Genomic DNA, 12593 nt, shown 5'->3' with positions numbered 1-12593 from the left:
ATTACTGCGGATACTGCGATTACTGCGGTTTTGCGGTGAATCAAGCCTCGCTGCGCTGCTGCGGGATGCCCGCGAGCAGTGCGCGGACCTCAGCCTCGCGGTAACGACGATGCCCGCCGAGCGTGCGAATCGACGTGAGCTTGCCAGCCTTGGCCCAACGCGTCACCGTCTTCGGGTCGACGCGGAACATCGTGGCAACCTCAGCCGGGGTCAGCAGCGGCTCGGCATCAGGGGTGCGAGCGGTCATGAGCGGCCTCCTCGGAGAACCGAACCTTCTCGGTTCATTCCTCTAAATTCTGCACCTTGACCCGCGTTGCCCGAAATGGCGGACGCGAGTCGAGTCGGTTATAGGACGAACGGCTTGTCCTCGGCACTACAACTACACCATCCGTCCAGCCACGTCGGCCAAACCGATGGAATTGCCCTCCCAGGTGTCTATCAGCGACGGAAGCCGATGGACCATGCCATAGCGGACAGTCACGCCACAGTGACGATCAGTCACAGAGCGATCAGGAGTCAACAGACCCCCCATAGCGTGCAATGCTGAGTATTCCGCCCAGACATGGACGGAAGGAGCCCTCCCCGGACTCCTTGTCCTATTTTGGCACGAGGGGGGGCGATGGGCGCAAGGGCCCAGTAAGTGCGGTCCGTCACGCTTGATACAAAAGCCCGGATCGGGACCTACGTCCCGTGTAGGCGTCACGTCAGGGTGACACGTGGGGGTGACCCACCAACGCCCCGTTGACGCCGAGTTCGAGAACGGGCCGAGGCTCAGTTCGAGAACTGGCGGTCCCGGACCGCCTTCCATCGCTCCATGAGCCTCGCATACGCCTCGCCGGCACCCTCGCCGTCGCCGCTGCGCAGCGCCTCGATTCCTTCCGCCACGTCCGCCGCCGAGTGGTCCTCGTCGAGCTGCCCCTCGGACAGGGCGTGCACGAGCCCGCCGTAGTCGAGCTCGACCAGGGAGCGCGGATGGAACTCCTCCAGCCACCGGCCCACGTCCATGAGCCCTTCGACGAGCGGTCCGTCGTCGAGGGTGTCCCGCAGTGTCCTGAGCGCGCGGGCCACCCGGCGCCGCGCCTGCACCATCGGCGTGCGGTAGCGCAGGACGGGCGCGCAGGCCGCCGCCGCACGCTCTTCGTCCTCGCCCCGCTTCTCGTACCCCTTCTCGAACTGACGCTCCTCGTCCGAGACGAGCACGAACCAGTTCAGCGGCACCTGCCACGTCGATGTACGGATCCAGGGGCGCGCGTCAGGGTTCCTGGCGAGCCACTGTTCGTAGTCCGCGGCCGTCTGGCGGCGCACCACCGGCGGCAGGACCGCGTCGAGGACCGGCACCGGCAGCTGCCCCGCAAGCTCCCCCAGGGCCTGCCAGCCGCGCAGCCGGGTGCGCCAGGGGCAGACGCACACCACCCCGTCGGCCTCCACCACGAACGCGTCGCTGCTCTCGTGCACCGGGACGGGCACCGGCGGTGTCGGCAGCAAGTCGGCCAGGGAGCGCCTCAGTTCGTCCTGGTACGAGGGGCGGTCGGTGCGCCGTGCGTACCGCGCCCAGTGGCTTCGTTCGGGTTCGGGGAAGGCCGCGAGAGGCTCATAGACGCGCAAGTAGGACGCGTACGGGACGACCAACGAAGACACCTTGGGCACGGCTGCTCCCTCCCCCTCGTACCGGCTGGAAAACACTGCAAATCGTGCCATGGCCGAACTCAGCCGTACCGGTCGCTGCGCCGGGAGAGGGTGATCCTCGGCACTGCGCGGCCACCGGGTTCTCACAGGCTTTAGTCTCATGCCCATCGGACCCCCGCCACCCGCACGGGAGCCCGCCCAACCGCCGCCACTTGACCGGGAGTCACCACAGTGACCGAAGCAGACAACGGCGTCCTGCACACCCTGTTCCACTCGGACCAGGGGGGCCATGAGCAAGTAGTGCTCTGTCAGGACCGTGCCAGCGGCCTCAAGGCCGTCATCGCCATCCACTCCACCGCCCTGGGCCCGGCCCTGGGCGGCACCCGCTTCTATCCGTACGCGAGCGAGGAGGCCGCCGTCGCCGACGCGCTGAACCTCGCGCGCGGGATGTCGTACAAGAACGCCATGGCCGGTCTCGACCACGGCGGCGGCAAGGCCGTGATCATCGGTGACCCCGAGCAGATCAAGAGCGAGGAGCTGCTCCTCGCCTACGGCCGCTTCGTCGCCTCGCTCGGTGGCCGATACGTGACGGCGTGCGATGTCGGTACGTACGTCGCGGACATGGACGTCGTCGCACGTGAGTGCCGCTGGACGACCGGCCGCTCCCCCGAGAACGGCGGCGCGGGCGACTCGTCCGTGCTCACCGCCTTCGGTGTCTTCCAGGGCATGCGCGCCTCGGCCATGCACCTATGGGGCGTCTCGACGCTGCGCGGCCGCAAGGTCGGCGTCGCGGGCGTCGGCAAGGTCGGCCACCACCTCGTCGAGCACCTCCTGGAGGACGGCGCCGAGGTCGTGATCACCGATGTGCGCGAGGAGTCCGTGAACCGGATCACCCACAAGCACCCGTCCGTGACCGCCGTCGCCGACACCGAGGCGCTGATCCGGGTCGAGGGCCTCGATGTGTACGCCCCCTGCGCGCTGGGCGGCGCCCTGAACGACGAGTCCGTGCCGGTGCTCACCGCGAAGGTGGTCTGCGGCGCCGCCAACAACCAGCTCGCGCACCCGGGTGTGGAGAAGGACCTCGCCGACCGCGGCATCCTCTACGCGCCCGACTACGTGGTGAACGCGGGCGGTGTGATCCAGGTCGCCGACGAGCTGCACGGCTTCGACTTCGACCGGTGCAAGGCGAAGGCGTCGAAGATCTTCGACACCACTCTTGCCATATTCGCTCGTGCGAAGGAAGACGGCATTCCGCCGGCCGCGGCGGCCGACAGGATCGCCGAGCAGCGGATGGCGGAGGCCCGCCTCCGCTGACCTGACAGGTGCCGTGAAAGGGCCCCGCCGACGTGCGCGAGAGACAAGACTCACCCCCGTCGGCGGGTCGCCCGACAAGAAGAGGTTAAAATCGCAGTTGACCAGCGAGGACAGGGCTCCTCGCGGGTTCTGCGCCGAGGCGCGTCCTGCGGGCGACGTACCGTATGGCCGCAGGAGCAGGTACCGTGGAAGCCCTACGGACCGGCCTCTCCACGGAGAGCCCGTTCCTGATCATGAACGCGTGTCAAGACTCTGGGGTCACCAAGCCCCATATCCGAGGGGGTCGAGCCATGGGGCGCGGCCGGGCAAAGGCCAAGCAGACGAAGGTCGCCCGCCAGCTGAAGTACAGCAGCGGCGGGACTGACCTCTCGCGTCTGGCCAATGAGCTGGGCGCTTCGACTTCGCAACAGCCGCCGAATGGCGAGCCGTTCGAAGACGACGACGAGGAAGACGACCCGTACGCCCAGTACGCGGATCTGTATAACGACGACGAGGACGAGGACTCCGCCGACGAGTCCGGTCCTTCGTCGCAGCGCCGCGGCGCTTGACCTCGTTGCATTCGTAGCACTCGCAGTATTCGCAGTTCTCGTAGCAACTGCACTTCACCCGGTCCGGGGTGGTCACCACACCGGACCGGGTTTTGTGCTGCCCTGAGATCTGCCGCACGGGCCTACTTCGCGTAGTCGCCGATGAGCTCAGCGCCCGTCGCGTGCTCGCCACGCTCGGTGCTGTATTCATTTCGATCAACGATGGCACCGGCGATCCAGGCGTCCACGCCGCGGTCCGCGAGGGTCGCGAGGGCCGCGTCGGCGGACTCCTCGGGGACGATCGCCATCATGCCGACGCCCATGTTCAGCGTCTTCTCCAGCTCCAGGCGCTCGACCTGGCCCGCCTTGCCGACGACGTCGAAGACCGCGCCGGGCGTCCAGGTCTCGCGGTCGACGACCGCGTGCAGACCGTCCGGGATGACCCGGCCCAGGTTCGCCGCGAGGCCGCCGCCCGTGATGTGGCTGAAGGCGTGGACGTCCGTGGTGCGGGTGAGCGCCAGGCAGTCCAGGGAGTAGATCTTGGTGGGCTCCAGGAGCTCCTCGCCGAGCGTGCGGCCGAACTCCTCGACCTGGCGGTCCAGGGACCAGCCGGCGCGGTCGAAGACCACGTGCCGGACGAGCGAGTACCCGTTCGAGTGAAGGCCGGAGGACGCCATGGCGATGACCGCGTCACCCTTACGGATGCGATCGGGGCCAAGGACACGGTCGGCCTCGACCGCGCCCGTGCCGGCGCCCGCGACGTCGAAGTCGTCCGGGCCGAGCAGACCCGGGTGCTCGGCCGTCTCGCCGCCGATGAGGGCGCACCCTGCGAGCACACAGCCCTCGGCGATGCCCTTCACAATGGCCGCGACACGCTCGGGGTGGACCTTGCCGACGCAGATGTAGTCGGTCATGAAGAGCGGCTCCGCGCCGCACACCACGATGTCGTCCATGACCATGGCGACCAGGTCGTGCCCGATGGTGTCGTACACGCCGAGCTGGCGGGCGAGGTCGACCTTCGTGCCGACGCCGTCGGTGGCGGAGGCCAGCAGGGGGCGCTCGAAGCGCTTGAGGGCGGAGGCGTCGAAGAGTCCGGCGAAGCCGCCGATGCCACCGAGGACCTCGGGGCGCTTCGTCTTCTTCACCCACTCCTTCATCAGCTCGACGGCGCGGTCGCCCGCCTCAATGTCGACGCCTGCGGAGGCGTAGCTGGCACCGGTGGTCTCAGGCATGGGGGATGAGAGCTTTCGTGTCGTTACTACGGGTGGCTTACGGGCGACGGATCGCGTCGGCCGCTGCCGTGGACGCCGGACCGGCGGCCAGCTCCGTCTCCAGGAGCTGCTTGCCGAGCAGCTCGGGGTCAGGGAGGTCCATCGGGTACACGCCGTCGAAGCAGGCGCGGCAGAGGTTCGGCTTGTCGATGGTCGTGGCCTCGATCATGCCGTCGATGGAGATGTACGAGAGCGAGTCGGCGCCCATCGAGGTGGCGATCTCGTCGATCGTCATGCCGTTGGCGATGAGCTCGGCGCGGGTCGCGAAGTCGATGCCGAAGAAGCAGGGCCACTTCACGGGCGGGGACGAGATCCGGATGTGGATCTCGGCGGCCCCGGCCTCGCGGAGCATCTTGACCAGGGCGCGCTGGGTGTTGCCGCGGACGATCGAGTCGTCGACGACGACAAGACGCTTGCCCTTGATGACTTCCTTGAGGGGGTTCAGCTTGAGGCGGATGCCGAGCTGGCGGATCGTCTGCGAGGGCTGGATGAAGGTCCGGCCGACGTAGGCGTTCTTGACGAGGCCGGCGCCGAAGGGGATGCCGGAGGCTTCCGCGTAACCGATCGCGGCGGGCGTTCCGGACTCCGGGGTCGCTATGACGAGGTCGGCCTCGACCGGAGCTTCCTTGGCGAGTTTCCGGCCCATCTCGACGCGCGAGAGGTAGACGTTCCGGCCGGCGATGTCGGTGTCGGGGCGCGCCAGATAGACGTACTCGAAGACGCAGCCCTTGGGCTTCGCTTCCGCGAATCGGGACGTTCGCAGTCCGTTCTCGTCGACCGCGACGAACTCGCCGGGCTCGACCTCGCGGACGAAGCTCGCGCCGCAGATGTCGAGGGCCGCGGACTCCGAGGCGACGACCCAGCCGCGCTCCAGACGGCCGAGGACCAGCGGGCGGATGCCCTGCGGGTCACGGGCCGCGTACAGCGTGTTCTCGTCCATGAAGACGAGGGAGAAGGCGCCCTGAACGTCCGGGAGGACCTTCATGGCGGCTTCTTCGATGGTCAGCGGCTTGCCGTCGTCGTCCGTCTGGCCCGCGAGGAGAGCCGTCACCAGGTCGGTGTCGTTGGTCGCCGCGACCTGGGTCGCGCGGCCGTTCTCCTTGGGCAGGTCGGCGACCAGCTCGGCGAGCTGGGCCGTGTTGACGAGGTTGCCGTTGTGCCCGAGCGCGATGGAGCCGTGCGCGGTGGCACGGAACGTCGGCTGGGCGTTCTCCCATACGGAGGCTCCAGTGGTCGAGTAGCGGGCGTGACCGACCGCGATATGACCCTGGAGCGAGCTGAGAGACGTTTCGTCGAAGACCTGGGAGACGAGCCCCATGTCCTTGAAGACAAGGATCTGGGAGCCGTTGCTGACCGCGATTCCCGCGGATTCCTGGCCTCGATGCTGTAGGGCGTACAGCCCGAAGTAAGTGAGCTTGGCGACCTCTTCACCCGGGGCCCAGACACCGAAGACGCCGCAAGCGTCCTGGGGGCCTTTCTCGCCGGGGAGCAGATCATGATTGAGTCGACCGTCACCACGTGGCACGACACCGAGTGTAGGCGAGATCGACCACTGGTCCGAATTGGGGATACGGGGCCTGTACGGAGCGTGAGTGCGGCCCTGGTGCGTACGGGAAGTACGAAGCCCGTGTGAACAGATGAGCCGGAGCGTTGACGGGGGCGGCCGGGCCCGTGAAGCTCCTGGTCCATGCCCTCGCAAACCCTCGGTGACCCCTCGGCCACTCTTGTGGAGCGCCGCCACGTCGACCTGGTCCGTGTCGCGAGCGCCATCTGTCGCAGCGCTGCCTGAACTCACTCTCCGTCTCAGTTTTCCCGACTCCGGGTACGTGTCGCTGCCGTGCGCCGTGCCCGTCCGTTCAGGAGCGCAGCCATGTCCTCGTACGAAAAGTCTTCTCTGTCCCGGCGGGCCTTCACCGGTGCCGTGGGTGCCGGTGCCGCCGCCGCGGTGGGTCTGCCCGCTGCCGCCGAGGCCCGTGAGCGGCCCTTCCGCGCGGCCTCGCGGCGGAGCGGCCGGCGGCCGAACATCCTTTTCATCCTCGGCGACGACCTGGGCTGGGCCGACCTCTCCTCCTACGGGTCGCCGCACATCAAGACGCCGAACCTGGACCGCCTCGCACGCCAGGGCGTGCGGTTCACCGATGCCTACTCCGGGTCCGCGACCTGCTCGCCGACCCGCTTCAGCCTCTACACGGGGCGCTTCCCGGGACGTACGAAGGGCGGGCTCGCGGAGCCGATAGCCGACAAGTCCGTGGGCCTGGAGCCGACGCATCCGACGCTGGCCTCGCTGCTGCGGGACGCCGGATACGCGACCGCGCTGATCGGCAAGTGGCACTGCGGGTACCTGCCCGACTACTCCCCGACCCGGTCGGGCTGGGACGAGTTCTTCGGGAACTTCGGCGGGGCCCTGGAGTACTACTCGAAGCTGGGGCTCGGCGGTGAGTACGACCTCTACGAGGGCGACGCCGAGTACAAGGACCTGCGCTACTACACGCGGATCCTGACCGAGCGGGCGAGCGAGTACGTGGGGCGGGACCACGGGGACAAGCCGTGGCTGCTCAATCTGAACTTCACCACCCCGCACTGGCCGTGGATCGCCGACGGGGACGAGGAGCAGAGCGCCGAGATCGTGCGGCGGATCAAGGCGGGCGAGAAGGGGGCCCTCTGGCACCAGGACGGCGGTTCCGTCGAGAAGTACACGGAGATGGTGCAGGACCTGGACCGGTCGGTCGGTGAGGTCCTGAAGGCCCTGAAGAAGTCCGGGCAGGAGCGGGACACCCTGGTCTTCTTCGCCTCCGACAACGGCGGCGAGCGCTTCTCGTACAACTGGCCCCTGTCGGGCAACAAGGCCTCGCTCCAGGAGGGCGGCATCCGCGTGCCGACCATCGTGCGCTGGCCCGCGCGGCTGGACGGCGGGCAGGTCAGCCACGAGCCCGTGTTCACACCGGACTGGACGGCGACGCTCCTGGAGATCGGCGGGGCCAGGCCGAGCCCCGCGCACCCGCTGGACGGGACCAGCCTCGCGCCCTACCTCTTGAAGGGCGAGGAGCTCGCGGAGCGGGAGCTGTTCTGGCGGGTGCGCGGGGAGCGGGCGCTGCGGCGCGGGGAGTGGAAGTACTACCGGGGCAAGGGCGGCAAGGACCAGCTCTTCCACCTCACCGCGGACCAGCGGGAGCAGGCCGACCGGGCCGTGGACGAGCCGAAGCTGCTGGCGGAGCTGAAGGCGGCGTGGGAGAGGACCGACGCGGGGCTGCTGCCTTACCCCGCTGCCCCGGCCACCGGGCCGCGAGCCTGAACTGAGGCTTAAGCGCGGCCTAAGAAGCCCTCCGAGGGGTTCGCGCGGGCCCGAGTGATCGCTAGCGTGCCTTGCGCGCACCCGAGTTGATCTTCAGGCCCGCGCGAACCCCCACTCGGAAGGTCCTCCATGAAACCGTCCCCGCGCCTCTGCCTCATACCGGCCGCCGTGGCCGCCGCCCTGACCGCCGCTTCCGCCACGCCAGCGCCCGCCGCCGACGAGCCGGAGCGGCGGGTGCAGGTCGCCATGGTGAACTTCACGGACAGCCGGACCCCGGACGCGGGCAAGCTCGAAACCGCCCTGAAGGACAACTACTTCGGCGCCGAAGGCTCCCTCACCTCGTACTACAACGAGGTCACCGGAGGCGCGACCACCTTCAAGGCGGCCGAGGGCGACGGCGTCACCGGACCCGTCGACATCGACCTCGCGGCCACCGGCTGCGACACCGGAAAGATCAACGATCTGACACGCAAGGCTCTCGCCGCGAAGGGCGTCCCCGAGGACAGTTACGACCACCTGTCGCTCGTCTTCCCCTCGGAGAAGGCAGGCTGCGACTGGCTCGCGCTCGGCACCGTCGGCGGCGGCACCACCTGGATGCCCATCGGCGCCGACGGCAAGATGTCGATGACGGCCCTGGTCCACGAGTTCGGCCACAACTTCGGCTACAGCCACCACATGCGCCTTCGCTGCCCCGAGGGCGACCTCGGCGAGGGCTGCGAGGAGGACGGCACCAGTCACAAGACCCCGATGGGCGGCGGCGGTTGGGAGGCCGGGCTCACCTCGCCCGAGCTCCTGCACAACAAGTGGCTGACGGGCGGCGAGGTCGCCAAGCCCGGCAAGTCCGGTACGTACACGCTGCGTCCGCTGTACGGGAGCGGAAGCGGGGTCCGTGCGATCGACATCCCGCTGGGCGACGACCGCCTCGTCGTGGAGCTGCGGCACGCGTCCGGCACCGTGGACGGCGAGGTCCAGGGCGTGCACGCCTACCGGGTGCCGGACGGGGACTACACGAAGTCGGCGCTCATCGACCCGACCCCGGACGCCGACGAGTCCACCGGCGGCGACGCCCCGGCCGACGCGGACGCGCTCAAGGCGGGCGCGACGCTGACGGACACGGCACGGAAGGTCGAGGTCGAGGTCGTGAAGGCGGGGGCCGACGCGGCGACGGTGCGGGTGAGCCTGGACGGGGTGGCGGCGCCGGCGGCGGCCGCGAAGGCCGCCGGGCCCCGGGAAGCCCGGGAAACTCCGGAAGCCTCCAACGAGGCCCGCCCTGCCGGGGGTTCCACCGAACTCGCCGAGACCGGCGGCGACTCCGACACCACGCTCGCCTACTCCGTCGGCGGCGGCCTGATGCTCGCCTTCGGCGGGGCGTTCCTGCTGAAGTCCCGCGCCCGCCGCGTGGCTACTTCTGCTTCGTCTGCTTCTGGTCGGCGTTCGCGCTGACGACCGTGCCGTCGGCCGCGGTGAGCGAGAGGCCGCTGTGGCTCAGGCGGTAACTCACCTTGCCGTCGAAGAGCTTGAGGAGCTTCTTCTCGGTGTCGCCCGCGGCTCCCTCGCACATCATCCGGGTGGTCCGCGGGGCGCCCAGGGTGATCTGCCCGTCCTTCACCTCCGCCTTGGCCGAGACGGTGTTGCAGCCGAGGTTGCCGCGGACGGTGCCGTCCTTGCCGAAGGTCAGATGAGCCTTGCCGTCCACTTCCTTCGGCAGGGACGCCGTGGTCTTGCCGTCGCCGATGGCGTTCACGTTCCACTTGGTGCCCGTCAGCGGGACGTCCGGCTCCGAGGTGAGGGCCACGCGGTCTCCCTTGTCGGTGGTGAGCGTCAGCTTGTCGCCGTCGACCGCGGCCTTCAGCTCGCCCTTGCCGAGGGCACGCTTGAAGGCGTTCTCGAAGTCCTGCTTCTCGCAGGCCCGCTTGGTGGAGATGGCGTTGGCGAAGTCGACACTCTCACCGTCGGCGGACACGTCCGCCGTGAAGCCGTTGCAGCCGTAGTTGCCCTCGGCCTTCCCCTTGTCGCCGATCTTGACGTAGGCGTCGGTCGGAGCCTGCTGCTTCTTGCCGTTCACCGTGACGCTCTCGACGCTCCAGTGGACGCCGGCGATGCGCGGTTCGGACCCGACGGACCCGCTGCCTGAGCCGGTCTCGGTGCCGCACGCGGTGAGCATGCCCGCGGCGGCCAGGGCCATGACGGTCGGAGTCAGTCGTTGCTTCTGCATGCCGGTGTGACGGGACAAGTGGGGGTTCTGGTTCCCCTCGCCCGCCGAGACGGCCACGACTAGCTCATGACCGGCAGCAGCCCCGCCAGGTCCGCCCGCTCCCCGCTCGCGCTGACCTTCGCCGCGTCGAGGGCCGTCTTCCAGCCCGTACGCCCGGTCGCGAGGCGGATCCAGGTGAGCGGGTCGGTCTCGACGACGTTCGGCGGGGTTCCGCGGGTGTGCCGGGGCCCTTCCACGCACTGGACCACGGCGAACGGCGGGATCCTGACCTCGACGGCGCCACCGGGAGCCTTCACCGCGAGGGCGTCGGCGAGCAGCCGGGTGCATGCGGCCAGGGCCTGACGGTCGTACGGGACGTCGAGGCCCGGCACCGCGTCGTTCAAGTCGTCGGTGTGGACGATGAGTTCGACGGTGCGGGTGACCAGGAAGTCGTCGAGGGCCATCGCGCCGAACCGGGTCGGCATGAGCCGCCCCGCCGTGACGTCCGGCAGGGCTTCCTCGAAGCCTGCGAGCGTGCGCGCGTACAGCTCGTCCAGGTCCTCCTGCGCGGCGAAGGCACGCGATGCCTCGTCGACCTGCGCCGCGGCCGAAGCGGTCGCGAACGGCCAGTCGAGCAGGGCCACTTCACGGGCCGGGGGCTCCGGCATGGCGAGGAAGCGGGTGGCGCCGCCGAGGGCCATCGTGAGGTGCGCGGCGAGCTCGCGGACGGTCCAGCTGCCGAGCCGGGTCGGCAGGGCGAGCTGCTCGGGCTCCAGGGCGCCGACCGCTTCTCGTACGTTCCCGAACTGGGCGAGCACGGCGGTGCGGATCTTGGCGGAGTCGTACGAACGCATGCGCTTCTTGGCCGGTGGCATGCGCCGAGCCTAATTCTTCCCGGGGTACCCCTGGAGACCCTTTTCCACCTGGCCGAACACGCGCTCGGCGGCCGCGGCGCAGTCCTTGGCGATCTCGTCGAGCGGATCGCCGTCGAGGGTGCGCCGATGGTTCTCCACGATGAGGGCGTTCCGGGCGCCGATCAGCTGGGCGGCGGCGACCCGCGAGAGGAGCAGGTCGTCCGTCTCCTCGGCGAGGGCGTCCGCGAGGAGCTGGATGCTGCGCATGTGGAAGCTGACCATGCGCAGAGCGAGGGTCGGCGTCTCGCTGATGAGCTGGCGCACCTTGAGGGCCCGGGGGTCGCCGCTGAGGCCGATCGACGGGTCGCGCCCGGCGATCTGCTCCAGGAACCGGCCGCGCATCGCGACGACCGCGGACTCGCCGGGCTGCCGTTCGCGCACCGCGCGGGCCGGGTCGCCGACGTGCTCCTCCATCGGGCCGACGATCGCGCCTTCCTTGGTGCCGAAGTAGTTGAAGACGGTCATCTTCGACACGTCGGCGGCCTCGGCGATCTCCGCCACGGAGACGTGATCGAAGCCCCGCTCGGAGCAGAGGTCCACGGCGGCCTGCCAGATGCGCGACGCGGTCTGCTTCTTCTTGCGCGCGCGCAGCCCCAGCTCCTCAGTCATGCAGGTCACGGTACCGGGAGGGCCTCTTCCCGCACCGTGAACGTCTCGCCGTTCGCGGGCACCCCGATCCCCCGCCAGCGGAACGGCACACCCCGCGCGGTGTCCAGGTCGGGGCCGTCCATCAGCTGGAAGTGCACGTGGGGTTCGGTCGAGTTGCCGGAGTTCCCGCAGCGGGCCACGACCTGCCCGGCCCGGACCTTGTCCCCGGCGCGTACCGCGAGCGAGCCCCGCTGGAGGTGCGCGTACATGGCGTACGTGCCGTCGCCGAGGTCGAGGGTGATGTGGTTGCCGACGATGCGGCGGGCGCCGCCCAGCGTCCGCACGACGGCCTCGACGATCATCAAGTAGACGAGCGCGACGAGGGAATTGCGGCTGAGGTGGTCGCGCTGTCCGTCCTCCGCGTGTACGACGGTGGCGTCGGCGACGGCGAGCAGCGGGGCCCCGAAGGCGGGGAAGGCCTCGTTGCCCCGCGCGATGGGCCAGGCCCAGGCGAAGGCGGGACGCTCCTTGCCCTCCGGCTCGGCCACGATGTCGATCGCGTAGGTCTGCCCGTAGCCGTGCGTGCCGTGGCTCGGCACCTTGTCGGCGGGGCTGTTCATGGCGGACCAGCGGCCGGTGACGGGCGGGGCGATCTCCCGGGCGGCCGGAGGCGCGGCCGCTATCTCCCTGCTGACGGAACCGCGCCGCGCGAGGGCGATCACGATCACCCCGACGATGGCGATCCAGCCCACCCAGTACGGGTACGGCAGGTCCACGAAGAACCCGGCGATCACATCGCCGACGACGCACAGCACCAGCAGGTACTGAAGCCGGACGGCGAATTTGCGCTGACGTACAGACATGGTG

At 69.5% G+C, this 12593-nt stretch carries 13 protein-coding genes; 5 read left to right on the top strand and 8 right to left on the bottom strand.

The window, feature by feature from the left end; translation table 11 throughout:
• Window positions 1-40: 40 nt before the first annotated feature.
• Window positions 41-247 (bottom strand): developmental transcriptional regulator BldC, encoded by a 207-nt coding sequence (gene bldC, locus ACWGI2_RS27845; RefSeq protein WP_003949541.1) that lies wholly within the window; start codon window positions 245-247, stop codon window positions 41-43.
• Window positions 248-771: 524 nt separating this feature from the next.
• Window positions 772-1647 carry a hypothetical protein gene (locus ACWGI2_RS27840; RefSeq protein ID WP_453396569.1) on the bottom strand — a complete coding sequence of 292 codons (876 nt, stop codon included), beginning with the start codon at window positions 1645-1647 and terminating at the stop codon, window positions 772-774.
• 210 nt (window positions 1648-1857) lie between these two features.
• Between ACWGI2_RS27840 and ACWGI2_RS27835 the strand changes: the two genes are divergently transcribed.
• Both ACWGI2_RS27835 and ACWGI2_RS27830 read left to right on the top strand, forming a co-directional pair.
• On the top strand, window positions 1858-2940 hold the full coding sequence (locus tag ACWGI2_RS27835; RefSeq protein WP_453698248.1) for a Leu/Phe/Val dehydrogenase: 1083 nt from the start codon (window positions 1858-1860) through the stop codon (window positions 2938-2940).
• A gap of 290 nt (window positions 2941-3230) precedes the next feature.
• Window positions 3231-3488, top strand: a complete 258-nt coding sequence (locus tag ACWGI2_RS27830; protein WP_160505941.1) for a DUF3073 domain-containing protein — start codon at window positions 3231-3233, stop codon at window positions 3486-3488.
• Between the two features lie 122 nt (window positions 3489-3610).
• On the opposite strand, the gene purM is transcribed toward ACWGI2_RS27830, so the two are convergent.
• Window positions 3611-4699 (bottom strand): phosphoribosylformylglycinamidine cyclo-ligase, encoded by a 1089-nt coding sequence (gene purM, locus ACWGI2_RS27825; RefSeq protein ID WP_453698246.1) that lies wholly within the window; start codon window positions 4697-4699, stop codon window positions 3611-3613.
• Between the two features lie 37 nt (window positions 4700-4736).
• The gene (gene purF / locus ACWGI2_RS27820) at window positions 4737-6263 is read right to left on the bottom strand and encodes an amidophosphoribosyltransferase (protein WP_453396572.1); all 1527 of its coding nucleotides are present in this window, start codon (window positions 6261-6263) and stop codon (window positions 4737-4739) included.
• 162 nt (window positions 6264-6425) lie between these two features.
• Between purF and ACWGI2_RS27815 the strand changes: the two genes are divergently transcribed.
• The 3 genes from ACWGI2_RS27815 to ACWGI2_RS27805 all read left to right on the top strand — a co-directional run bounded on the left by ACWGI2_RS27815 (window position 6426) and on the right by ACWGI2_RS27805 (window position 9473).
• Window positions 6426-6527, top strand: a complete 102-nt coding sequence (locus tag ACWGI2_RS27815; protein WP_453396573.1) for a putative leader peptide — start codon at window positions 6426-6428, stop codon at window positions 6525-6527.
• 81 nt (window positions 6528-6608) lie between these two features.
• Window positions 6609-8030 (top strand): sulfatase family protein, encoded by a 1422-nt coding sequence (locus tag ACWGI2_RS27810; protein WP_453698245.1) that lies wholly within the window; start codon window positions 6609-6611, stop codon window positions 8028-8030.
• Between the two features lie 129 nt (window positions 8031-8159).
• Window positions 8160-9473: a hypothetical protein gene (locus ACWGI2_RS27805; protein ID WP_453698244.1), complete on the top strand. Its 1314-nt coding sequence runs from the start codon at window positions 8160-8162 to the stop codon at window positions 9471-9473.
• On the opposite strand, the gene ACWGI2_RS27800 is transcribed toward ACWGI2_RS27805, so the two are convergent.
• From ACWGI2_RS27800 to ACWGI2_RS27785, 4 genes are read right to left on the bottom strand one after another with little or no spacing between them, the layout of a single operon-like run.
• Window positions 9433-10245 carry an META domain-containing protein gene (locus tag ACWGI2_RS27800; RefSeq protein ID WP_453698243.1) on the bottom strand — a complete coding sequence of 271 codons (813 nt, stop codon included), beginning with the start codon at window positions 10243-10245 and terminating at the stop codon, window positions 9433-9435. The two genes, ACWGI2_RS27805 and ACWGI2_RS27800, sit on opposite strands and share 41 nt — an antisense overlap.
• A gap of 59 nt (window positions 10246-10304) precedes the next feature.
• Window positions 10305-11099, bottom strand: coding sequence for a sterol carrier family protein (locus tag ACWGI2_RS27795; RefSeq protein WP_453698241.1), 795 nt, complete (start codon window positions 11097-11099; stop codon window positions 10305-10307).
• A 9-nt stretch (window positions 11100-11108) separates the two neighbouring features.
• Window positions 11109-11747, bottom strand: coding sequence for a TetR/AcrR family transcriptional regulator (locus tag ACWGI2_RS27790; RefSeq protein ID WP_453698240.1), 639 nt, complete (start codon window positions 11745-11747; stop codon window positions 11109-11111).
• Between the two features lie 5 nt (window positions 11748-11752).
• Window positions 11753-12589 (bottom strand): M23 family metallopeptidase, encoded by an 837-nt coding sequence (locus tag ACWGI2_RS27785; protein ID WP_453396579.1) that lies wholly within the window; start codon window positions 12587-12589, stop codon window positions 11753-11755.
• Window positions 12590-12593: the final 4 nt, after the last annotated feature.

The sequence above is a fragment of the Streptomyces sp. NPDC054866 genome (assembly GCF_053610745.1).
The sequence above is the reverse complement of the archived record's forward strand: the minus strand, read 5'-3'. Positions and strand labels throughout refer to the sequence as shown.